Source organism: Fibrobacter sp. UWB10, assembly GCF_900182935.1.
Classification (GTDB): Bacteria; Fibrobacterota; Fibrobacteria; order Fibrobacterales; family Fibrobacteraceae; genus Fibrobacter; species Fibrobacter succinogenes_O.
This window is the reverse complement of record NZ_FXUE01000005.1, coordinates 168,967-191,268: the sequence shown is the minus strand read 5'-3', so window position 1 is coordinate 191,268 and position 22,302 is coordinate 168,967. Positions and strand designations below refer to the sequence as shown.

General features: G+C 48.1%; 21 protein-coding genes. 4 read left to right on the top strand and 17 right to left on the bottom strand.

What is annotated here, in order from left to right; genetic code table 11:
• Nucleotides 1-3: 3 nt before the first annotated feature.
• The 14 genes from QOL41_RS12270 to QOL41_RS12210 are packed head-to-tail and all read right to left on the bottom strand — an operon-like array spanning nucleotide 4 to nucleotide 13,255.
• Nucleotides 4-1,074: a contractile injection system tape measure protein gene (locus QOL41_RS12270; RefSeq protein WP_283429990.1), complete on the bottom strand. Its 1,071-nt coding sequence runs from the start codon at nucleotides 1,072-1,074 to the stop codon at nucleotides 4-6.
• Entirely contained in the window at nucleotides 1,065-2,360 is a 1,296-nt protein-coding gene (locus tag QOL41_RS12265) for a hypothetical protein (RefSeq protein ID WP_283429989.1), read from the bottom strand. The genes QOL41_RS12270 and QOL41_RS12265 overlap by 10 nt, the downstream gene beginning before the upstream one ends.
• Entirely contained in the window at nucleotides 2,353-3,144 is a 792-nt protein-coding gene (locus QOL41_RS12260; protein ID WP_283429988.1) for a hypothetical protein, read from the bottom strand. The genes QOL41_RS12265 and QOL41_RS12260 overlap by 8 nt, the downstream gene beginning before the upstream one ends.
• Entirely contained in the window at nucleotides 3,137-6,211 is a 3,075-nt protein-coding gene (locus QOL41_RS12255; protein WP_283429987.1) for a baseplate J/gp47 family protein, read from the bottom strand. Before QOL41_RS12255 ends, QOL41_RS12260 begins: the two co-directional genes overlap by 8 nt.
• 10 nt (nucleotides 6,212-6,221) lie before the next feature.
• A complete protein-coding gene (locus tag QOL41_RS12250) occupies nucleotides 6,222-6,626 on the bottom strand; it encodes a GPW/gp25 family protein (protein ID WP_173652716.1) in 405 nt (134 codons plus the stop codon).
• Nucleotides 6,627-6,926: a PAAR domain-containing protein gene (locus tag QOL41_RS12245; RefSeq protein WP_283429986.1), complete on the bottom strand. Its 300-nt coding sequence runs from the start codon at nucleotides 6,924-6,926 to the stop codon at nucleotides 6,627-6,629.
• Between the two features lie 12 nt (nucleotides 6,927-6,938).
• Entirely contained in the window at nucleotides 6,939-8,720 is a 1,782-nt protein-coding gene (vgrG, locus tag QOL41_RS12240; RefSeq protein WP_283429985.1) for a type VI secretion system tip protein VgrG, read from the bottom strand.
• 3 nt (nucleotides 8,721-8,723) lie between these two features.
• Entirely contained in the window at nucleotides 8,724-9,392 is a 669-nt protein-coding gene (locus QOL41_RS12235) for a CIS tube protein (RefSeq protein ID WP_283429984.1), read from the bottom strand.
• 2 nt (nucleotides 9,393-9,394) lie between these two features.
• On the bottom strand, nucleotides 9,395-9,544 hold the full coding sequence (locus tag QOL41_RS14285; RefSeq protein WP_502846886.1) for a DUF5908 family protein: 150 nt from the start codon (nucleotides 9,542-9,544) through the stop codon (nucleotides 9,395-9,397).
• A 1-nt stretch (nucleotide 9,545) separates the two neighbouring features.
• Nucleotides 9,546-9,998 (bottom strand): phage tail protein, encoded by a 453-nt coding sequence (locus tag QOL41_RS12230; RefSeq protein WP_283429983.1) that lies wholly within the window; start codon nucleotides 9,996-9,998, stop codon nucleotides 9,546-9,548.
• Nucleotides 9,999-10,006: 8 nt separating this feature from the next.
• Nucleotides 10,007-10,465: a phage tail protein gene (locus QOL41_RS12225; protein WP_173652710.1), complete on the bottom strand. Its 459-nt coding sequence runs from the start codon at nucleotides 10,463-10,465 to the stop codon at nucleotides 10,007-10,009.
• A gap of 15 nt (nucleotides 10,466-10,480) precedes the next feature.
• Nucleotides 10,481-11,920 carry a phage tail sheath family protein gene (locus tag QOL41_RS12220; protein ID WP_173652709.1) on the bottom strand — a complete coding sequence of 480 codons (1,440 nt, stop codon included), beginning with the start codon at nucleotides 11,918-11,920 and terminating at the stop codon, nucleotides 10,481-10,483.
• Nucleotides 11,921-11,942: 22 nt separating this feature from the next.
• Nucleotides 11,943-12,677 carry a hypothetical protein gene (locus QOL41_RS12215; RefSeq protein ID WP_283429982.1) on the bottom strand — a complete coding sequence of 245 codons (735 nt, stop codon included), beginning with the start codon at nucleotides 12,675-12,677 and terminating at the stop codon, nucleotides 11,943-11,945.
• A complete protein-coding gene (locus QOL41_RS12210; protein WP_173652707.1) occupies nucleotides 12,677-13,255 on the bottom strand; it encodes a Pvc16 family protein in 579 nt (192 codons plus the stop codon). Before QOL41_RS12210 ends, QOL41_RS12215 begins: the two co-directional genes overlap by 1 nt.
• A gap of 325 nt (nucleotides 13,256-13,580) precedes the next feature.
• On the opposite strand from QOL41_RS12210, the gene QOL41_RS12205 reads away from it, so the two are divergent.
• Nucleotides 13,581-14,501: a hypothetical protein gene (locus QOL41_RS12205; protein ID WP_283429981.1), complete on the top strand. Its 921-nt coding sequence runs from the start codon at nucleotides 13,581-13,583 to the stop codon at nucleotides 14,499-14,501.
• A 169-nt stretch (nucleotides 14,502-14,670) separates the two neighbouring features.
• Here QOL41_RS12205 and argF read toward each other — a convergent pair whose 3' ends face one another.
• Together argF and QOL41_RS12195 are read right to left on the bottom strand one after the other, a co-directional pair.
• Nucleotides 14,671-15,630 (bottom strand): ornithine carbamoyltransferase, encoded by a 960-nt coding sequence (gene argF, locus QOL41_RS12200; RefSeq protein WP_173652705.1) that lies wholly within the window; start codon nucleotides 15,628-15,630, stop codon nucleotides 14,671-14,673.
• Nucleotides 15,631-16,001: 371 nt separating this feature from the next.
• Nucleotides 16,002-17,636, bottom strand: coding sequence for a glucuronyl esterase domain-containing protein (locus QOL41_RS12195; RefSeq protein WP_283429980.1), 1,635 nt, complete (start codon nucleotides 17,634-17,636; stop codon nucleotides 16,002-16,004).
• Between the two features lie 185 nt (nucleotides 17,637-17,821).
• Here QOL41_RS12195 and QOL41_RS12190 point away from each other — a divergent pair, with 185 nt between their 5' ends.
• The gene (locus QOL41_RS12190) at nucleotides 17,822-19,411 is read left to right on the top strand and encodes a Na+/H+ antiporter NhaC family protein (RefSeq protein ID WP_283429979.1); all 1,590 of its coding nucleotides are present in this window, start codon (nucleotides 17,822-17,824) and stop codon (nucleotides 19,409-19,411) included.
• On the opposite strand, the gene QOL41_RS12185 is transcribed toward QOL41_RS12190, so the two are convergent.
• On the bottom strand, nucleotides 19,408-20,313 hold the full coding sequence (locus QOL41_RS12185; RefSeq protein WP_283429978.1) for a DMT family transporter: 906 nt from the start codon (nucleotides 20,311-20,313) through the stop codon (nucleotides 19,408-19,410). The genes QOL41_RS12190 and QOL41_RS12185 overlap by 4 nt on opposite strands.
• A gap of 70 nt (nucleotides 20,314-20,383) precedes the next feature.
• Here QOL41_RS12185 and QOL41_RS12180 point away from each other — a divergent pair, with 70 nt between their 5' ends.
• Entirely contained in the window at nucleotides 20,384-21,223 is an 840-nt protein-coding gene (locus QOL41_RS12180; protein WP_283429977.1) for a type III pantothenate kinase, read from the top strand.
• 29 nt (nucleotides 21,224-21,252) lie between these two features.
• Nucleotides 21,253-22,275 carry a GGDEF domain-containing protein gene (locus QOL41_RS12175; RefSeq protein ID WP_283429976.1) on the top strand — a complete coding sequence of 341 codons (1,023 nt, stop codon included), beginning with the start codon at nucleotides 21,253-21,255 and terminating at the stop codon, nucleotides 22,273-22,275.
• Nucleotides 22,276-22,302: the final 27 nt, after the last annotated feature.

Here is a 22,302-nt window from a genome sequence, read left to right as displayed (position 1 = left end):
TTCTTACCTCTCGCGCCAAGTCACATGTAAAGGTGTTTTTTGCCAAGGGAGTTTGACAGTCGTGTAGCTCCAAGGCAATTTGTCGAGCAGAATGTCGAATGCCATCGGGGTGATTTTCAGGTGAGGCCCGTTGTCTTCGGTGGTCAAGATTCCGTCGCGAATCAAGAAAGAAGACCGCAACCCATCTGGCGATGTGTGCCCGATGGCGCTCCAGTTGGTAATGACTCCGTTCAAAAGGCTTTCTGCGATGCTTTTCTGTTCGTTTGAAAGAATGGGCATTTTGGTGAGCGGGCTGCTTGTGTCGATGCCGCAGAGCAGTTCGATGACTGAATTGTCTGCGGGTGGGGGCGTGTAGCGCCCGTATATCGTGTAACTCAATACAGAGACAGCCAAGGCTCTTTGCGTGTTGTCGCTGAACTGGCCTGCGTGTGTGCAGCCGGTCTTTTCGAAAAGCATGGGAATGTATGGGGCGAGCAGTACTATGCCGCAATCGCCTGCGTGCGCCAGTTTTGCTTTGGGAGCCGCGATGTCTTTTTTGCCGAGGTTCTTTAATTTTTCGAATGTATTGCAGGCAATTTGCCTGATGTCGAGTCCAGGATTTTGCGCATGGAGCTGCTTGAGGACTGTTTCTGCGACTTGCAGTGGGTTGAATTTTTCTTCGGCGTGCTGTTCGCACCATTCGGCAATGCGCTTGTGGATATCGCTTTCAATCGTTGCCGATTTTTGCAAGGGGAGCCCGCGGCTGCATGAATCTTGCAGAATCTTGGCGACAGGGGTGCACTTGTTTTCGAGAATTTGGATCTTGACTTTTTCTGCGATGGCCTGCGGCAAAGCCTTGCGAATGTGGTCCAGCGGATTTTGAGAGGGAATGCTCCCGAGGTCAATTTCCAAGTTTTCGATGATATAATCTTCGTCTTCAGGGACGATTTCTTTTAGCGTGGCATCAATAGCTTCGATTAAATCGTGGCGTGCAAAATCGTAGAGCGCGCCTTCAATGGTGGCGGCTTGTTCGCGGCTACTGCAAACCAAATCTAGAGTCATATCGTCTATTTTGTTGATTTGCTCTACAGCCATAATGCCTCCGAAATTCGGCCTTTATGTTCCTCGAGCCAGTTTTCAAGTGCTAGGATGTGTGTCCTGCATTTGATAAACGAAAGAACTTCGCGGGTATGTACCCAGTAAAAGACGGGGCACAAGTGGGCGGGCAGTTCGTCGCGAATAAAGCGTTCGATGCCTTTTTGCTTTTCTTCGGTGTTGGTGAACGGAGTTTCCGATGACCAAACGATAAAGACCTTGCCAAATGCGTTCTTGGTGAAAATGCCGTCTAACACATGCATGCGCATGAGCGGGGCTTTTTTCAGGCTTGTCAACCCGAGCATGATTTCGATACGCAGTTTCCACCACTTTCCGCAGCGGTGCAAGTGGAGTTCCGGCAAATGCATCAAGTAGCAGATTTTATATTGCAGCAGTCTTTGGCGAAGAATGGGAAATTCGCTTTCGTTAGGGTTGATTCCGCGCAATTGCAAAAACAGCTCATCGGGGAATGTGACTCCGTACATGGCCAGCATTTGGTCTAGAATGCGGTTGTAACGGTTAAAGTCTGCTGCAGGTGCCTGTAGCGAAAAACTCTCGGCGAAATCTTGCATGGCCTGCAAGAAAGTCTTGAATAGAACTTCAATCGGTTCAAGGTATTTCTTGAGTTCGCCTGCGCTAGAACCATAGCGGTATATGGACGGGAATTGCTCGATTAAGGGGAAAAAGTCCATAAAGTCGCATGCCGCCCCAGATGGGAGCAGAACGGGCTCTAGCTCCTGTGGCTCAAATAACAGTTCGTAACGCGATTGCGAAAGTTCTGAACCGTTGGGTTCTACCGAAATGTTTTCAACCGCTTCGCCGAGGTTTCGCCAATCGTGCCAGAGGGCAGAAAAACGATTTAATAGCGAATCGAGTTTTTCGGGAGAAGATGCTTTTGGCCAAATGCGAACGTCGTAAATTCCAGGCGCGCTTTGGCAGAAGTTGATTTTCGTGCAGTCGAGTTCGCGCGCAAAAAATTGCTCGTAGTCGTCGCAGGTAACAGGGAACTGCTTTAAGACTTCTTCGCGTGTATACAGGGCCTCTTGTTTGTAGTCAATACGGCCACTTGGGGTGCACAAGAAGGCTTCGATGTCGAATCCGGTCTTGTACCCCAAATCGGTGAGCGCGAATACGATTTGCTCGAGAATGGTAACGCCCGGGTCGTGCGGGTTAAAGTCGGTCCAGACATTACCGCATAACTTTTGAATAAGGCGAATGCCTTCAAGGCGAAGCGTCTCGTAATCGAGCCCATCGGGCTGCATATTTTTGGAAACAGTTTTAATCAATGGTTGTTTCCATCAGGTTGTCGTACCAGAGCTTGGTAATGCGATAACGTACAAAGGAACCGCTCTTGTAGGCGCAGCGTACGCGGAGCTGCAACTTAAAGCTGTATTTATCGGAACCTTTGACCCAACGTATTTCAACTTTCGAACTGCGTCCGCCGTAATAAGATTGCGTTTTGTTAATTTCGGGGTTCGAGTTGAATACATTGACTGCTATAGCGTGGAGAAGTGCGAAACGGCCTTCGTCTTCTTGGCCACCGGCTCCTGCTATAATTTCAAACGCCTGACAGCCGGTCATTTCGTTGGTGATGTCGTGCCAATTGCCGTCGGTAGGAACGGGGAATTTCTCGTTTTCCTTACCAATGCGGCCTTCTGAGGCAATGACACCGTGTACGTCGAGTTCGCATTCGGGCTTGCGGGTGCCGATACCGACTGCAAGAGACGCTTTTTTACTTTGTTCGTCAGCAGTGGGGCCAATAAGCGACATGACGCTTTTCGATTCGTCAAGGCCGGGGGTGCTTATGTGCAGACTGCTTTTATTTTCATTTGAATTCTTGCGAATTTCGGTATGCCAGAACGGGTTGCCCTCGGTTGTGTTTTCGTAAAAACTCATGAGTTTGCCCGAATCGGTAATTTGCGAAATCTTGAGCCCGGTTTCGCGCGTTTTTTCGAGGCCTTCTTCTTCCACGTTGACCATAGAATCAATCAGGTCATAAAAGTCTTCTTCGCAGGGCATTTGACCTGCTCTAAAGCGATTTTTTAACAGGGGACGGTTTAATTTAGCCATTGTTTCTCCGTTGAATAATGAATGTTGAGCCTATTTCTAGATCGCCGAAGCCGACTGTGATATCTCTGGATTCTTCTATTTCGGCAACGACGTTTATAAAATGTCTTTTCATAGGCGTGAGAATACTCCAGGGATATGTTCCTTGAATATAGCCAATATTCTTTTCGTCGGATTCCTCCATGTTATAATTGCAGTTGTCTTTCGAACAAATTCTGAGTACCGTGAAGTCGCTGACGGCTTTGACATAGGGCAAACTTTCGATAAGTGATAAAAGGTGTTGCTTGTTGAGCGACCATCCGAAAAAGTGTTCGGGGTGGGAATTACTCCACGGTGACAGAAAACAGTTGATTACTTTGTTTAGGTCCAAAAGGCGTTCGCCCTCGTCGATTCCGTTGATAAAATCCACATTGCAGCGGATTTGAATTTTTTCGAATAACGGGTTCATGACCGAGATTTTTGAGAAAGAAGAGGTCCTTTGGCTCAAAAAGATTTTGATGTCTTCTAGGGTTTTTCCGCTAAGGCATGGGTCCCATACACGGCGACCGTCGTCGAACAAAGACGATACAGGTACAACAAGGATTTGTCCGGGAGTTGGAATGTCTGGCTTTTCGGGGTCTAGGCAAGCAAAGCACTTGACAAGGTGCACCTCGGGGAATTGCTCTAAAATCAGTTTTTCGCAGTCTTTTGCGGTCAAGGCGCGGTCGCGGTGGTACAGGTATTCTGCAACTCGTGTCCGCATTTCGCTCTGGTTTTCTTCAGGCTCGCCGCCAAAAGATTCTTCGAGCTGGAAAACCTGCGAAAAGCCGCTAATACTTTGGGCGAGTTCGTTAATGGTTCCGGGCTTGCAATGCTTGAAACTTTCCTTGGTGCCAAATCCGCTGCAGCGCACGACTTCGATGCCTTGTGCATACACCGCAAACAAACGGCTGCAATGCCGCCAGCACTTTTGGGTTTCTAGGCGTAACCAGCATAGCCCTTCGGGCATTAGCGGCGAATCGGTCTGGAAATCTTTTGGGAGCGTGAGCGAAACAATTCCCGATGTGGTAAAGTGGGCGGTTGTATTGTATAGAATGTTGTCGGCAGGGAGCTTTGTCCAGCCGTTAGCGCCCAAGTAAGACCAAGTGTAGGTGCAGTCTTCGTTGTTGTAAATGTAATCGGAATCGCGATTTAATACGAAATACAGGTTGACGCTCTTGGCGGCCTTGGCATTGGCAAGCCCTAAGAGCAATGCGCCGCCTTCTAGCTGCAATTGCGATCTTTTGCTAACGCCCCATGGGCGCAAGTAGATGAAATCGCCATCGCTGTTGTCGGAATGTCGCAAGTTAATTTCTGCTGTCGCAGTGTAGTCAATCGACAGGTTTTCAAGTTCCGGCGTGTAAGGCTGTTGTGGTAAATTAAAGTCTTGACCGAAATTCTTTTTGATGGCCTGTTGCATCAAGTTCCCGCAAAGGACTTTTGAATATTCTTGATGCATAAAGCCTTTTTCGGGCGATATCAGTTTTATCTTGAAAAATCCGTCGCGGGCGCTGGGTGTGTATTCAAAATTTTCGGCATCGTAGGTCTGGCTTGCGGAACAGCCTCCGAGAACGTCGTCGCACGACAAATAAAATTGGTCTGAAATTTTGTCGGGCTCGATTTGGAAAAGCTTTTGCTCGATGGCTGCTTGCGAACTGAACGGGTACCAAGTGCCTCCCAAAAGGGCGCTTACGCCCACTTTAAAATCGCGGGTTAGCGGGGCTTCGGGGTATAGTCTGTACCAGTCGCCAAAATCTCTGACGTTGGGTAGCCCGCGCCAATTGCCGTGAATGCTAAATGCAGAAAGTCTCTTTCCGCGAATTTCTTCGCAGCCGACAATGAAGGAGTTGCCTACGGCGGGCATGGGGCCAAAGGGCTGCACCGGGGCGCTTGTTGCAAGCGGGCCGATATCGTTGCTGAGTGCCAGCCGACGGCTGCCGGTGACTTTGGCTTGCAATGAAATTTTGCGCAGTTTAAGCTTTCGGAGTGTGTTCCAAGAATTGTAAGAGGTCCGCGGCATAACGATGATTTTCATCGCAGGGCCTTGCATGTCGAATTCGGCTCCATGTATGGCCGGATCGCAGTTCACAATCGGCGGAACCATTTCCGAAAGCTGTATGGTCAGCCCAATACAATTCTGCTCAGTGCGCGAGTCAAGAAGGTTCGAATCTAGCTGATAGCCTTCAACATCGTACCAGCCTTCTGCTGTCGAAAGCGAAATGCGGAAGGCGTTTTCGAAGAATTTGATAAATTGCTCTGGCGACTGGCCCTTTTCGAGGAGGGTTCCTTTGACGCTTTCGGTATCGAAGAAGATTTTTACTTTAATACGTCGGATACCGTCGTTCAAGTAAAGCAGTCTGGAGGATACTGCTAGACCGATACGAGCGTTTTGTGAGGCGGCCGATCGGTCGCCAGAGCGGGTGAGTCCAAAAAGTGGATACGGGGTAGGGTCTTTACTTTCGAGGGCTTGTTCCGGCGTGTATACCGGAATGTCGGTGACCGTGGGGATTCCATTTTCGGGAACGGCCAAGGTGTAGATTTTTTGCACCTGAATGTCGTTCAGTTCAACATCGTTTACGGATTTGTATTCGATGGGTTCACCGTTTTCATTAGTGCCTGCGATAAAGCGTGCGCCCTTTAAAAGCTTGTGCCGGAATCCGCTTGATTCTACGGGGATAACGACGTGAGCGTGATCCCCATGAGCTTCGTTTGGCTTTTGACCTAATACCTTGTGAAAATAAAAATCAATTCGGCGATCGGGCAGCTGATTTAAACGTTCCTGAATTCGGCCTAAGAGTTTTGCGACGACGGCGTAAAGAGCTTTTGATGGTTCCGTGTTGCCGTCAGATTCAAATTCAATCGCATTTGCCAGAAGGGGAATGTCTTCTTTGTTTATAATCGGGGTGCTTTCGCGTTCCTGTTCGTATTCGCAGATTTTTTCGAGCAACTGCTGAAGGGTCATGTCGTTAATAGCGACAAAACCTTGCGCAAGTTCCTTGAACTTGCGGGCCTCTTGGCTTAACCCTTCGCTGACAAAGATGCTTCGATTCACGAATATTCCCTTAAATTGTAACGTCTGTACCTTCGTTTATGTAAAACGGGTAAACTAAATTGCGGCGGCTGTTGGTGGCAATCACCTTGTAAATGATATTGATTTCTAGAACGTCCTCTGTTAAATTCATTTTGGTGTCAATGTTTTCAATTTCGACTCGCGGCTCGAAATTGGATATGGCCCGCTCGATTTCTTCTTTGATTCGTGCGAGGGTGTTTTCGCCGTAGTCGCCAAAGCAATAGTCGCGCAGGCGACAGCCAAAAGTCGGGCGCATCAGGCGCTCACCGGGGTAGGTCCCGAGCAAAATGCGCAGGCTTTCGTCGATGTCTTCATCGGCTTCAGACATGGCGACTGCGCCATTCTCGAATTTGAGCGGGAATTTCCATCCGCGGCCTAAAAAGGTGAGTGCGCTCATTTAACCTCCGATTTGCACCGTGGGGCATCCCAGGGCGATTGTGCCGCCGTGCGCGGTAGAATCGCCCATGCGTGCGGCCGGCTTTTTGCCAATCATGACTGTGGCAGATCCTTTGATAATCGTGTCAGGCGGCCCCACGCATACGCAGCTGTCACCCATGACAGCTGCGGGCATGCCCCCGATCAACACGGTCGGAACGCCGGGACCCACAATGGGCCCGCCGACATGCGGCACGGGCGGGGTTCCGGGCGTTTGCATGGGGCATGTGTGCATATCTGTAAGTCTTGCTGCTGGAGGCATTTTGTGTTTCCTTTAGTTGATCATGACCATGGCGCCCTTGACGGTGGTCTGCCCTGATGCTGAAAATTCTGCAGTTGCGGTCCCTTGCGCTTTAAGCCCGACTTTTGCCTTGATTTCTACATTTAATCCTTCGGCTTTCAAGTCTGAGGTCGATTTGAGTTCAATACCGCCCTTGGCGTCGACTTTGAACTTTCCTGTTGCTTTGACGGTAACGTCCTTTTTGGTTTCGAGATTGATTCCGCTATCGGACATTTCGACCTTGTTTCCGTTGGGGTCTTCTAGGGTTATTTTTTTGCCGTCGTCATCCAGTACGACTTTCCTATTTCCGGGAGTCGTAACCGTAATCGATTTCTTTTCTTCGTCAAAAGTGACGCTCAGTTTTTCGCGAGTTAGCAGTTGCTTGGTGTTGTTCTTTTTCTCAAGCTCCTGCGGAACTTGCCGCTTAGAACTGTACAGGCTCCCGAGTATCACGGGGCTAGAAGGGTCTCCGTTAAAGAATCCAAGAATCACTTCGTCGTTGACTTCGGGGTAAAACAGACTCCCGTATCCTTCCGAAGCGTAAGGAACTCCAAAGCGGGCCCATACGCCCTCTTGTTCGTTTTGCATCAAGGGAATTTTGACTTTGACTCGATTGAGCTGGTCGGGGTCGTCGCTGATTTGGAGAACGATTCCCGTTAAAAGCCCTGTAATGCCGCAGTTGTAGCCTGCTGCCGTCGGTGCCATGGTGTTGAATTTTTCGACATACCATTCTTTTTTCATTCCAAAAGAAAGGGTCGTTGTCCATGAACCGACTTCCATGTGATGGTGAATTCCCGATACAAGCGCGTCGCCATTGAATCGCGATCCCAAGTAATCGAGTTTTACCATTTTGCCTAAATTCGCCTTCACGTTGCCGGTGCATTTGACGCTGCCGCTGATGCGCGAAAGTTCGTTCTTTAATTGTTCGGCTTTTGCCCAAGTGCCCAAAATGCCTTTGTCGACTTGGGAATTGATTTGTAGAACCTGGTCGGATATAGAAAGTGCCTTTGCAAGGTCGCTAGAACTCAAGTTCCCCTGCGTTTGCACAGACTGTACGCCCGATTTATTGGAAATCATTTCTTGCTTGGTAATGTCCCAAGATCTGGCTTCTACATTTTGCACTTGGTGTTCTGAATTGACACTTGCGTTGAATTCGATAATGTCTGTGCCCCAAGTGAGTGAAAGTTCTGAATTTCCTTTGGCTGCGATAGGTTCTATGGTGGTACCGCTTTGGTCGGCAAGCAGCCAGCAACCGTTCGCTTCGGCGCGGGTCATGATAAAGTCCCAGTCAGTACAGTAGTATTGCATCAGTTCTTTATGGGGCCCGCCGCCAATAGAAGAATTGACTCCGCATTTTGAAGCTAAGGCGCTGATAATGTCATCGTCGCTTTTATTTTGGTAGTTGGCGTTATGTCTCGATTCGGTGAGAGCGATGGCTTTGTGTCGACACTCTATTTTGGTGCAACTCTTGCCGTCTTCTGATACCGAAATTCCAAGACGTGTGATTACGCCCTTAAAAATGGAATTAAGATCTGTTGAGTAGCCTGCTTTCAGTTCTATTTCTTCGCCGGGCTTTAATTGGTCTCCCTCGCACAGGTTGAATTTGCCGGTAGGCATGTCACCGTCAGCAATGGTGATGGTCGCTTTAGGAATACTGTTGATTCGGTAATCCACGTCGGCCGTAACAATTTGCGCGGTCGATGGCAATGCTTTGCCCTTGCAAAATAAAACGCATTCAACAACTCCGCCGGTATTTTTCAATGGTGATTCTGGCATATATTAATCCCTAATTGGTGGAAATTCCAACATGGTTCCAGGTTTTAAATTTCTGAAATTGGTGAGTCCGTTGATTCGTGCAATTTGAAGGTAGTACGAAGAATCGTTGTAGACTCGGTTGCACATGAGCGGGAGCGTGTCGCCAGCTTTAACTTCTACAAGGTGCGTTAAGTCCGGAGATTTTTTTTCTGTATTTTTCCAATCGAGATAAAAATATTTAGCTCCAATAGATACTTCAGCTCGAACGGGTTCGCCGGTTACGTTGAATAGGGTGTACTTGACGTCGAATTTTGTAACTCGTACAGTATAGGTGTAGTCGCCCCAGGTTAATTTTACGACGGGCGGCTGGTGGGACTCCCCATCAAAATCGTAAACGACTTTTTTTAATTTAGTTACCATCTGCTTGATGGTGGAACAGCCTTGAGGCCATTCTTCTTTGGGAACAACTCCTGTCGTATCGAAATAAATTGTCGGAATAGAAATGGTAGGCGCAGATTGAGATGAGTAAACACTGTAAGCCGTGTCCCGATAACTACTGTAGTTGATTGAGGCTGAAAATGACAGACTGTCTGGGTTTAACATAACGGTAAATGGCTTTCGATCGCTAATTGCCGAAAGCTGCCCGTCGTGTTCACGAAAAGCTTCGAATGTCATCTTATTTTGGCCGTCCATTACTATCGCTCCTGATTCTGACGCATGGAATCTTCAATTAAACGTTTGCATTCCTTTAAAACATCTTCCTTAAGAGATGCGGGCGCTTTTTGAAGGCTTTCGTCCGTTTCAATTCTGACATTGATACTGAGGTTCTTGATTTCCAATGACATTTTAAAGAGTCCTTTTCACGTTCCAGTATTTCATCGTCAAGGTTTCTATCATGATTTCACCCTTCATGGCGTTAAGCGTGCTGAACGACCATTTTACAGGGTACGCACCATTGAATGTCCATGTTGCTAAGGGTGTGTTTTTTTCGTCTAACAGAGTTACTTCGATTGATTTGGGTGTAACCCTGAATGCGTTCGTCATGGAATTCATGCTGCTTGTGCACCATCTGTAAAGCGGGTCGCTTTCGCAAAGTACGGCACGTTTTAGGACTAAATCGGAAAACTTTACTTTTTGAGGTAAATGGTAGACAGTCGAATTGTCGCCCCCGCTGTGGACTTCCTTTGTCTCGATAGAGGTTTCCAATCCGGATACCTCGCTGAATGCAACTTTTGAATTGCCCAGCTTTACGGAAAAGTGGAACACAACAGGAAGCGGCCATTCGACTTTATCTGCCATGGGGTTTCTTAGCCGTTAGTAATCGTCATGCCTTCGTGGACAATTTCGATGCTTTCGACAGCAACTTCATTGCCTTCGGCCTTGAGTTCATAACCAGAAATCTTGGTGGGCCAAGCGTTCTTGAGTGTCCAAGTCATAGCCGGGTTATTTTCTTCGTCCAGCAGGCTAATTGTAATATCGATCCTCTTGATCGTATTCATCTTAATCTGGCTGAACCAATCCCAGAACTTATTGTCGCCCTTGAAAATGCCCTTCTTCATAGTAACATTGCTGTACTTGATCAGGCCGGGCATCTTGATAACGGAATAAATCGGGCTATCGCCGGTACGGTACTTGATTTCTTCGGACTGAGCATCGAGACCCGTGACTTCCTGGAAAGACATTTCCTGGTCGCCCCACTTTACCTGGAAGTGGAATTTGGGCATGGGCCATATGCTTGCGGATTGAGTAGATCCATCTTCTGCCATTTTGTTTACCTCCTATTAGGACTTTTGCTGCTGTTGCTGGAATGTGATTTCGATGAATTCAGCCGGGCGGATCAAAGCGACCTTGACCGTAATGCGCAAGATACCTTCGAGAATATCTTCGGGCGTCATGGTTTCGCCGAGGCCAACGTACACTTCGAATGCGTCTGCCGGGCTAGAGCCTGCAAGGCCGCCACGCTTCCAGATGCTTGTCAAGAAGTTGTTAATCATGCCCTTCATGGTGACCCAAGTGTTTGCGGTGTTCGGTTCGAACACGAATGCCTTGGATGCGAGCTTGATGGATTCTTCGAGCATAATCATGGTGCGGCGAACGTTTACATAGCGCCAATCGAGGCTGTTGCCGTCGAGCGTGCGTGCGCCCCAAACCTTGTTGCCGTCGCCCACGAAGGTGCGGATAGCGTTAACGGCCTTACCGTTAATAGGAACGTTCAAGTCTTCCTGTTCTTCGTTGGTGAGGTTGATTGCCGGAGAAATCACGCCATTCACGCCAACGTTTGCCGGAGCCTTCCAAACGCCGATGGAGTTGTCGACCATCGTGTAAATACCAGCGATTGCGCCAGTAGGCGGCATCAGGTTCAGCTGTTCGCGAACCAGGTCCATAATGGTGGCGTAATTCGGACAAATGACCGAGAGCGTGCGGTGAATGGTCTGCACGGCAGCTTCGTCCTTGACGTCGGCGGCAGCCATCTTGTCGATTTCGGCCTTAATCTGTTCTGCCTTCGTGGCGGGTTCTGCGGGCACGGCGTCCGTAAGCATCTTGGCCAAAGCGTCTACGTTTTCAACGTTGGCAAAAGTCACTTCGTTCGACTGAACCACGCTCGTGTTGAGCCACGGATAGTAAACGGCACCGTAATTCAAGAAGTTCGTGACCTTTTCGCGGAAGTCCGAAATGCATTCGCGCGGTTCCTTGTAGCCGTCATAAACGTCGAGAATGGCAAAACGGTTCTTCATTTTGGCGCAGTGGGCGAGCATGGCGTTCTGAACGTTGGCGCATGCGTCTGCCGATTCGAGCGAAACCGCTTCAGGAATCACGACCAAGGTGGGTTCCTGTTCCTTTTCGAACGGGACAATTGCCTCGGTCAAGGCCTTTTCCGAAATTTCTTCACCATAGGGGCCTACCGACATAATGTAGCAAGAGGCGCCGCCATTCTGGTAGAACATGCGGATTGCATCAAACAGGCGGAAACGTACCTTGGGCGGCGTTACCTTGCCGTCTTCGAGCGTAAAGCGCATAAGGGCGCTTTCGCCAAATACAGCTCTGTATTCTGCGAAAGATGAAATTCGGAATGGCTTGTTGAATACGGACTGACCCTTGTATTCGGCCTTTTCGGTGTAGCCGATAAACATGGGAATTGCCGTGGCAACTTCCACTACGGAACTGGGGAAGGCGTCTTTTTCGACAAGATAGACGCCGGGGGTTTTATAGGATGCAGACATTTTGTTTTTATCTCCTATGGGGTTATGTGTTAATAAATGATTCTGCTACAATTTCGCGCCTATTTTTATCGAGGCAAACGGTTGCGATGGATCTTGCGTCCATGTTCGGCAGGCATTTTATAATTGCCTTTGAAGAATTCTTTTCGCGCAATTGGAAAAGCGGTGGGGCTCCGTAACGCAGGGGAATGTCTTGTTGCGACATAAAGACAATTGTGTCGGCGTGCTCTTCGACAATGTCAAAAGAAGGGGCGTCTGTATTGGGCTTGTAGCCTACAATTTCCACGGGCCTGTTTACGGATAGCCCGGAAATGTTGTAACGCCATTTTAGGTGCTTTGTCTTGAGCGGTATGGTGACCCTGCTGTTGTCAACGTTGTTCTGGTTGCTTATAGCGATACCGAACAGGGGCTTTGGAACTTGCATGTTTTCGGGAATCTTATCCTTGGTGCAAGATTCCCATTGCAAAGAACCTTGGCTTATTTTGGCGAAGGCGATGCTGTCTTCGGGAATGTTTTCGAAGTCGGTCGCACTCCAAACGTTGCGATCCGTCGGATATACCCAAAAAACGAGTTCAATTTTGCTTGCGAATGCTTCTTCAGGGGCAATCAGGCGAATGCCTCCGATTGCTTCTTGAATCAGGAACCCTTCGCGGCGAATCGTCGTTTCAGAATCCAGCTCCGGAACAAAAGTGAAATCGCTGTACTTTCCACAAAAGTACTCGTGGCTTACTAAAATGTCTGCCCATATTCCGTAATTCATTAGAAGGCTCCGATAGCGGCATCGTCTGGAACGTGAATGACGTATGGACGGTAATAAGAGTAGCCGCTTCCGAGCGCAACAGTGCGAACCTTGTATACGACAGAGGGTACATATTTACAGCCTGTAACACTCCACAAATTGCATAATTCCTGAAGGTCCAGGTTTTCTACGTCGATGATTACCTTTTCGAGACCATTGGTTAGGTCAGGAGATGTTGTGCGGTCAAAAATGCTGTGGTCCTGAAAAAATCCGACCGCCTTAGACAAGTATTTGAGCGATTCTTCGTAAAGCTTTGGCTTGAAGTTTGCTGCGAGAACAACGTGCAGGTTTAAGAAAACGGGCTTTGAACGCACAATGTTACGAAAGCCATCGTATTCCGGCTTCGAATTGGTGTGTGCCATCGTATCTTTTTCGACATTCGTTAAAAACAGTACGAGCTTGTTGGTTGTATGTTCCGATTCGCGGCCGTCATTATCCATTATTCTCGACACAACAACGATATCTTCTTGTGTTTGTGCCTTTCGTCGTAGGTACTGGTTTAACTGTGCTGCTAAAAATTGCAGTGATGCATTTATCATAAAAATTACTCTTTTGTATGAAAAATCTAATTAAGTTTTTACAAACAAAAGAATTGTATGGAAAGAATAAAAATTATAATTTGTTTGCTGTTATTGGTACAACGTAATTCGTGAAATGTGTGCTGTGCAAATGGAATGAGATTTAATGTGGATAATGTTGTACTAATAAATTGTTTGTAAAAAGATTTATACAATTGCGTAAATGCATGAAAAGTGCCTGACTTTAGGCCGGCTTACAGAAGCCCAGGCGATGAACTATCCGTACTTTTTGAACAATTATATGTTATATTAAGAAGGTAAACGTTTTATTCTAAAAAGGGGTTATATGCTCAAAAAACTATTCCTGTCCGCCGCAATGGCGGCTTTCGTCTTTACCGCTTGCGATTCTGAAAGTTCTACTTCGCCGAAAGACGAGGATCGACCCCAGGTGAATAATACGGATCAGTCTGGTGAGGCAAATAATAATGCTGCTGAAAATAATGCGGCTGTGAATAATGATGCTGGCAATTCGAATGCTTCTGCCGATGTTCCTTGTTCTGTAGAAAAAACTTCCGCAAATTCCTTTGTCATGAAAATAGATGATGGCAGTTCATTGTCGACGGTTACGACAACAATTGCAGGTGGCCAGGCGGAAATTGATTACGTGACCGTATACGATGCATCTGTACCGGCGACAAAGATTGAGGCGCTGTGTGAGGTGAACAAACAAGATGCTCTCACGAAGAATGCGACCGTAACATGCGAAGACCATTCCATGACGATTCACGAAGTCGAGGATGCCGAAATGGGCTTTGATGACGCTTTGAAATCTGCAGAAGACGTTTGTAAAACGATGAATGCTTATCTGTCGGAAACGTCTGATACAGGAGCGACTTGCAGTGTCACGAAGGATTTGAGTGACTACTTCCAATTTGCTGCGGTGCAACCGGACTCGGGCACGATGTATTTTTCTTTGGAATATAAGAACGGAATTCTTCTGGTCACGACTGAATATGTTTTCGAAAATACGGTTTCTCAGGCCGAAATTGATGAGTTTTGTGCCGAGGTCAAGGCTGAAACTCTTGACCTTGGTGCTGCGACAGGCCTAGAAACGAACGTGGAATGCGATGGTAGAATGGTTACCCAATATGTTTCGGAAGAAGTCTCGGCGGGGAATATAGATCGCTATTTCTCTGAAACTGTGGCGGATATGAAAGCCTATTGCAAAGAAATTCAACGAACCGGCGTAATTCCAGACTACATCTAATAAAATTTCAAAAACACCTTAACAAAAAAGCCCGGCACCGCCGAGCTTTTTTTCCAAAATAAAAAATATAAATCACATTTTGTTAAAGAAACGAGTGAGACGAGGCGTCGCTCGCCCGTAGCGTACAAATTCGTACGTGAGGTGCGAGCGCAACGAAGTATCGCGAAGTTTATTTAGCAAAAGGTTCCATCACTTGCCATAATACAGCTTTATGTGCGTGAAGTCTATTCTCCGCTTCTTCAAAGCTCATGTTCACGTCGAGGTTGTCCATCACGGAGTCCGTGATTTCTTCGCCGCGGTGAGCCGGCAAGCAGTGGCTGACCTTGCAGTGAGCCGGAGCGAGCTTCAAGAGTTCGTCGTTGATCTGGAACGGCAAGAAGTGAGACTGCTTCGTAGCCTTTTCGCCTTCCTGACCCATAGAAACCCACACGTCGCTATAAAGAATGTCGGCGTCCTTGACGGCTTCCTTCGGATCGTGGAATACGCGGTACTGGCAACCGTGCTTCTTCAGGCCTTCTTGAGCTTCTTCGACCACCTTGGCGGGCTGTTCAAAGCCCTTCGGGCAGGCGAGCGTGAAGTTCATACCCACCTTGGAGGCGAGGGCGAGGAAGGAGTTGGCCACATTGTTGCCGTCACCGATGAAGGCGACGGTCTTCGGCTTACCATCGGCGTTCTTGAAACCGCCGAGGTTTTCGCAAATCATCTGGGCAAAAGCGATTGCCTGGCACGGGTGATAGTCGTCGGTCAATGCATTCACGACCGGCACGCTACCGTATTCGGCGAGCTGTTCCACCAAGTCCTGCTTAAAGCAGCGGACCACGATGGCGTTCACCCAGCGGCTAAGGCAGCGGGCGACGTCCTTGACGCTTTCGCGCTTGCCAAGGCCAATGGAATCCGGGGCGAGCAACACGGCGTGGCCGCCGAGCTGGTTCATGCCCACCTGGAAAGTCGTGATAGTTCGCAGCGAGGGCTTTTCGAAGAACATGGCGATGTTCTGGCCGTGCAGGCGGTCAGATACCTTGCCGGCGTGGACTTCTGCCTTCAGGCGAGAAGCGATTTCGATAGTTTCCAGGATTTTTTCTTCGCTCCAGTCCATGAGGCGGAGGAAGTGCTTGTTGCGATCAATCATTTTTTGATTCCTTTGGGCAAGCCCGTAAAACAAAAAAAATTAAAAAACGGAGCTTTTACACTCCGTCTTTAACAGGAAATCACAATAGAATGCTAACGGATATTAGCGAAGTTTCTTTTTGTGACGGTCACGACGACGGCGCTTCTTACGCTTGTGAGTCGCAATCTTCCTGCGCTTTCTTTTCTTTCCGCAAGGCATGTTGTTTCTCCGTTAAGGGTTAAACTTAAAAATGTGCCTCCAAATAGAGAAAATTTTAGGGGCTTTGTCAAGGCTCAATAGGGCAAAACGCATAAAAATATGCAAAAAAGATATGCAAAAAAGGCCCCCGACTAGCGTCGGAGGTCTTTGAGGTGTCTGGATTTCTCGAGGAGTTAATTTAAAGTCGGTGTATCCCAGTCAATCCATTCGGACTTCTTGAAGTTGATTGTCTGCGTATTCTTGGAATAATCAATCTTACCCGTCTTGGCGTCCTTGCCGAGCAGGAACTTGTTCATAAAGTCCTTGACTTCGTCGAACTGTCCGTTCGGGAGCGAGCAGTGCGCGTGGCCGCCTTCCTGGCTGTAGGTGTAGTTCTCTGTCACGCCGAGTGCGTCATAGACCTCCTTGGAAGCTTGTCCGCAGTAGTTCGACGGAACTTCACCCAGCCATTCCTGACCAGCGTTGTCGAGGATGAGGAGGGCGCGCGGAGCCACCATGGCCACCAACATGTGCTGGTCGAACGGGAGCGTGTTTTCCTTGCCATCGTAGTTCTTAAAGCTAGAAATCATCCAGCGGCCTTCAGTACCGGCACTGCTCAAACCCTGCACAAACTGCTTGCCCTTCTGCTTGTTGACCTGAGCGCCCACACGCCAAAGCGATGCGCCACCGGAACCGGATTCTTGCGGAATAGTAAGGGCGATACGTTCATCGAATGCACCCACGGCAAGAGTTCCCTTGCCCCAACGAGAGCAACCCGTCATGGCGAGGTGATGCACGTCGATACCCGCTTCCGGAGTCTTTTCGAGAGCGTCGATAATGCGGCTTACACCCCATGCCCATGCGATGATGGTGCCTTGGCCCTGGTTATAAAGCTGGAAGAACATGCCACCACCGCTTTCTGGGGCGACGTCATCCGGGTTGAATGTAATCTGGGCGATGTCGAGACCGTTCGTTGCGTTGCCGAGGCTTCCGCAACCGCCCATCATGCCACCGCCAAAACCGATCATGGCCGGCTTCGGCTTGTCCTTGGTGCCCGCGTTGCTGATTTTCACGGAGAAACTGCCGGATTTGCCCTTGTCTGTCACCTTGATAGTGAGCTTTCCGCCGGAGTAAGAACCTTCGACCTTTTCGGGATTGCGCGGCTTTGTACCGAACATGAGTTTTTCGTACATGGCGCCGATTTCTTCGCGACGGCACTTCCAATCGTCCTTCGAGGAAATGCGCTTGCCGTCAAGACCCATGAACGGGTCCGGGAGTTTTGCGTTGTTTACGCTAGATGGGATATTGCCGATCTGGCATTCGCTGCGGTGGTCTTCCACGAAGTTGTTCTCGGGTGTCGGCGGAATAATTACTTCTTCGCTGGAACTGGATTCGGCGGGTTTTACGTCGCCGACGGAGCTGCTAGAAGTGTGATGATGGTGTCCGCTGCTCGAAGATCCGACAACGGGTTCTGAGGTCAAAGAACTTGAAGATGTGTAAGAATTATTTGGAATTGAGTCGTTTTGTGCGCCTGCAGGGTCGCCTGTTTGGTTTGAATCTTGCGGCGTCACAATGGGTTCTTGGTTGACGTTCCCCGAAGAATCTGTCGGTGTACCGATCACGTTCGGTCCATCGCTGATTCCAAGGCCTGAATCTGCGTTGTGAGTCTGCTGATTGGCCAAATTTGCCGAATCTGCGTTAAATTCGCCATATTTGTCAATGAGGCATTGCTCTGTGGTACAATCGGTAGCGGTCGTGTTCTCATCGCCGCATGCCCAAAAACCGGTGGCAATAATTGCCACTGGCAACAAGTATTTATATTTCTTCATACATCCAATCCCAATTAGAGTGTAGTGAATTCTGCACTCGTAAATGTGTAAATAAAATATATTTATTTTTGGAAAGTGGAATGTTTTGTTCCGATTTTTTACGTTAATTTTTGTCAACAGGGCGTGGCACTCGCCGTTTTTTTAGGATTTGCTATAATTAAGGTGTTCATGTAAGGAATTAGATTATGGAACAGCAGGCTGTAGAAGCGGTATCCTTTTTTCATGGAACTTTTTGGGCTTTAGTCCCCTCCATTGTGGCTATTATCCTGGCTCTCATTACCAAAGAGGCTTATTCCTCTTTATTTGTCGGCGTCCTTATCGGCGGGCTTTTCATTAGTCAGGGGAGTTTCCCGGGCTTTTTGGAAGCTGTGTTCAAAAACGGGATGGTCAAACAGGTGTCAGACCCGTGGAATGTGGGTATTCTGTTTTTCTTGGTAATGCTTGGCGCAATGGTTGCCTTAATGAATAAGTCGGGGGCAGCGGCGGCGTTTGGAAACTGGGCCAGGCTGCATATCAAAACCAAGGTCGGTGCGCAAATAGCGACGATTGTTCTTGGCATTTTGATTTTCGTAGACGATTACTTCAATTGCCTTACAGTGGGTAGCGTCATGCGCCCGGTTACAGATAAATTTAAAATCAGCCATGAAAAACTGGCCTACTTGATCGATGCGACGGCAGCTCCGATTTGTATTATCGCGCCGGTGAGTTCTTGGGCGGCGGCAGTGACTGGCTTTGTCGAAGGTGAAGATGGCCTGGGTCTTTTTGTGAAGGCGATTCCGTTCAATTTTTATGCCTTGCTGACTATTGTGGCGCTTTTTGCTCTCGTTCTTTTGAAGGTTGATTTTGGACCGATGAGAAGGTGCGAATCGGCTGCCGATATGATTAGCGCCAAGATGGAAGAACTGAATATTGATCAAGCTAAAGGTACGGTGCTTGACTTGATTTTCCCGATTGTGGTGCTGATTATCCTCTGTGTGACGGGCTTGGTTTATACGGGCGGATTCTTTTCGAGTGGAGAGGCTCACAAGGGCTTTGTAGACGCCTTTGGCGCAAGCGATGCCTCGGTTGGACTGGTGCTTGGTAGCTTTGCCGCATTCTTTGTAACGGTGATTTGGTACATGGGTCGCCGTGTCTTGAAAATCAACAAGTGTTTGGAATGTTTGCCCGAAGGCTTTAAGGCGATGGTCCCTGCAATCATTATTCTTGTGCTTGCTTGGAGCCTGAAGGGTGTTACCGATACGCTTGGCGCAAAGGACTATGTGGCAGGAATTGTTACGGGTAGTGCGACTGCTCTCATGAACTTTATGCCGGCTATTATATTCTTGGTGGCCATTGGTCTTGCGTTCTCCACAGGAACGTCTTGGGGCACGTTTGGCATTTTGATTCCGATTGTGGTGGCCGCATTCTCTAGTGTCGACCCCAGTCTCATGATTATTTCGATTTCTGCTTGTATGGCAGGTGCCGTTTGCGGTGACCATATTTCGCCTATTTCGGATACGACAATTATGGCGAGCGCTGGCGCCGAATGTGATCATGTGAGCCATGTGAATACGCAGCTGCCTTATGCCTTGTGTGTGGCGGCAATCAGCTTTGTCTGCTACATTGTCGCGGGCCTTACTCGCAGTGCGCTGCTTTCGCTTTTGGTGGGAATCGTGCTGGTTGTGGGCGGATTGCTGGTTTTGAAAAAACAGCGTGAAGCTAGCCGCAAGAAAAGATTTTCGCCCAAAAATATGTTCGCGAGAAAAACGCCTGCTAAAAAGAAAGCCAAAAACTAGCGCTTAATTTGTGCGAAAACGATAGCGACCATCATGATGGCGCATCCGCAAATTTCGCGGGCCGAAAGTTGTTCCCCGAGAATTGCCCAGCCCGCAAGTACAGCAAATACCGATTCTAAACTCATCGTAAGCGAAGCTATGGTGGGTTTTACTTTATCTTGAGCGACAATCTGCAATGTGTAGGCAATTCCGCTAGAACAGAATGCTGCAAAGCAAAGTCCTGCAACCGCTCTTGGGTTGATGAATGCGGCGGCCGCGGTGCTAAAGTCCATGGCCGGGAATTTCATATCGAAAACAATCATTAGCGGTGCTGTCAAAATGCCGATGGTCAAGAATTGGATTGCTGAAACGCGAATCGGGTCGACCTGGTTCACGAACTTGTCGATGACCAGAATGTGGATTGAAAAGGCGAGGGCGCACAACAGCGAAACTCCGTCCGAAAGTTCCAGCGAAAAACCGTCCTTGATGCATAGCAGGTATAGCCCGAAGGTCGTGATGACAACGCATAGCCAAGTCTTGATTGAAGTCTTCTTGCCTATGAATAAGCTGACGATGGGCACAAGGACAATGTAGCAGGCTGTCAAAAATCCCGATTTTCCGGCCGAGGTGCCAAGAAACATTCCCAGCTGTTGCAAGTTCATGGCGGTACAGAGGGCGAGCCCGCAAAAGAATCCGGCTTTCCAGTGCAAAAGCCGCTCTTCGCGGTTGTGGGGCCTGCGCGGACTTTTGCCGAAAATGTCAAGAATTTTGAAAATTAGGGCTAAAAATCCGGCTGCGATAAAGCAACGAATGCACGAAAAGGTGAACGGCCCGAAGGCGTTGCCCTCAATCTGGGCTACAAAGCCCGACCCCCAGATGGCGGCGGTCAGAACGAGCAAAAGCGTATACCATAAATTGGTCATGCATACATATATAGAAATCCTCGAGATTTGAAAAAAAATTATATCTTTTAAGGAAAAGACAATTTTACAGATGAAAAAGACTGCTGAAAAGAAGAATACGATTTCCTTTGTGGTCGATGTGGGTAACTCCCACACGGTGATTGGCATTTTTAAGGATACCAAGGTTGTTGATTATTGGCGTTTGACTACCCGCAAGGAAACGACCTCTGATGAAGTGATGAATAAAGTGGGCGGCCTGTTGAGGTTCTCCAAGATTAAGTCCGAAGAGATTACCCACGTGGGACTTTCTACCGTGGTGCCCGCTTTGGAACGCCCCTGGATTAAGGCTTTAGATTCTTTGCTAAAAAAACGCGTGCAGGTGGTGAATTCCAAAAACTGCATGGGTTTGCAGATTAATTACCAGAACCCGTCTATGGCTGGTGCCGACCGTTTGTGCAATGTGGTTGCCATGCGCGAGGCTGGCTTCAAGAATGCAATTGTCGTGGATATGGGGACCGCGACCACTTTTGACGTCATGAAGGATGGCGCCTTTGCTGGTGGCGTGATTATTCCCGGCATTAACGCAAGCTTGGATGCCTTGACGGAAAAGGCCGCACGCCTTTTGCCCGTGACGATTGAATGGCCCGAGGCTGTGGTGGCGGACAATACCGATGACGCAATCCGTGCAGGTCTTCTGTACGGATTCCTTGCTCAGTTGGAGTTCCTGATCGGAAAAATCAAAACGGAAATGGGCTGCGACGACATGCCCGTGTATGCGACCGGTGGTTGGGGGAAAACCATTGCTCGCAGAACATCCCTGATTGATAAATACGATCCGTTCTTGACTCTGCGAGGAATACGGCTAGTAGCGTTGAACGGGACAGCGACTTCTGCTTACGGCGATGACTCGCGGGACTCAGAAGAAGAATAAGTTTTCTCAAGTAAGAAGGGGAAAAACAAATGCCGAAAAATCTTATCAATACGCTCTCGAAGCATAGGACCGTAATCTTCTTGATTATGTGTCTGTGCGTTCACGTTTTTAACGTGTTCCTGTTTTGGAAGTTTGGGCTTTTCCCGCTGGTGGTTCTAAACTGCTTTAGCTCTGTATTGTACATTTCAATTCTTACGATTTTCAAGAATGAAAATTTCAGGATTTCTTTTGCCTATTTCGAAATTATCTTTTTCTCTGCCATGACGGAGTTGATTTCTGGCGGTCATTTTGGTACCTTGACTTTTGTCATTGGCATGGTGGCGGTAATTTTCTTTATGCTGCCTTATTCCAACAGGAAAAAACACATATATCAGCTTATTGGAGCTATGTTTGCGGTTGCAATTAGCATGATTTCCGTTTTTAATTATTCCCTTTACCCGGAACTGATGGATTTGGTACTGCTTCACAGCTCTTTTGTGAAAGTCATGAACTTGATCATTACGTTGTTTACACTGTTCTATTTGTCAAACCTTTACTTGATAGAACTTAAAACCACTCGTGAAAAGCTGGACTATAACATCAATCATGACATGCTGACCGGACTCTATAACCGCCGATTCTTTGAAGGCATCATGAAGCGTAGCAAAGAGGAAAAAGAAACCTCTTACTCAGTGGCTATGTTGGATGTGGATGACTTCAAGAAAATTAACGACACCTATGGCCATGAAACGGGCGATAAGGTCTTGGCTGCGGTGAGCAAGTGTATTGAAAGTTGTCTTCCTCAAAATGGCGTGGCAGTTCGTTGGGGAGGTGAAGAATTTGTGTTGTACCTGCCTCAGATGGATAACTCCCATGCTCTAGAACTTTTGAGCAACTTCCGCGCTAAACTTGCGGAACAGGTGGTTTATTACAAGAATTCTAAGGTTTCTATTACGGCAACGATTGGCCTTAGTACAGGCGAAAATATTGCGGACTACGAGGAATATATCCGTCAGGCCGACGAAAAACTCTATTGGGGCAAGAAACACGGTAAGAACCAAGTCGTTAAATAGCTATATTATGCTCATATAATTGGAGCT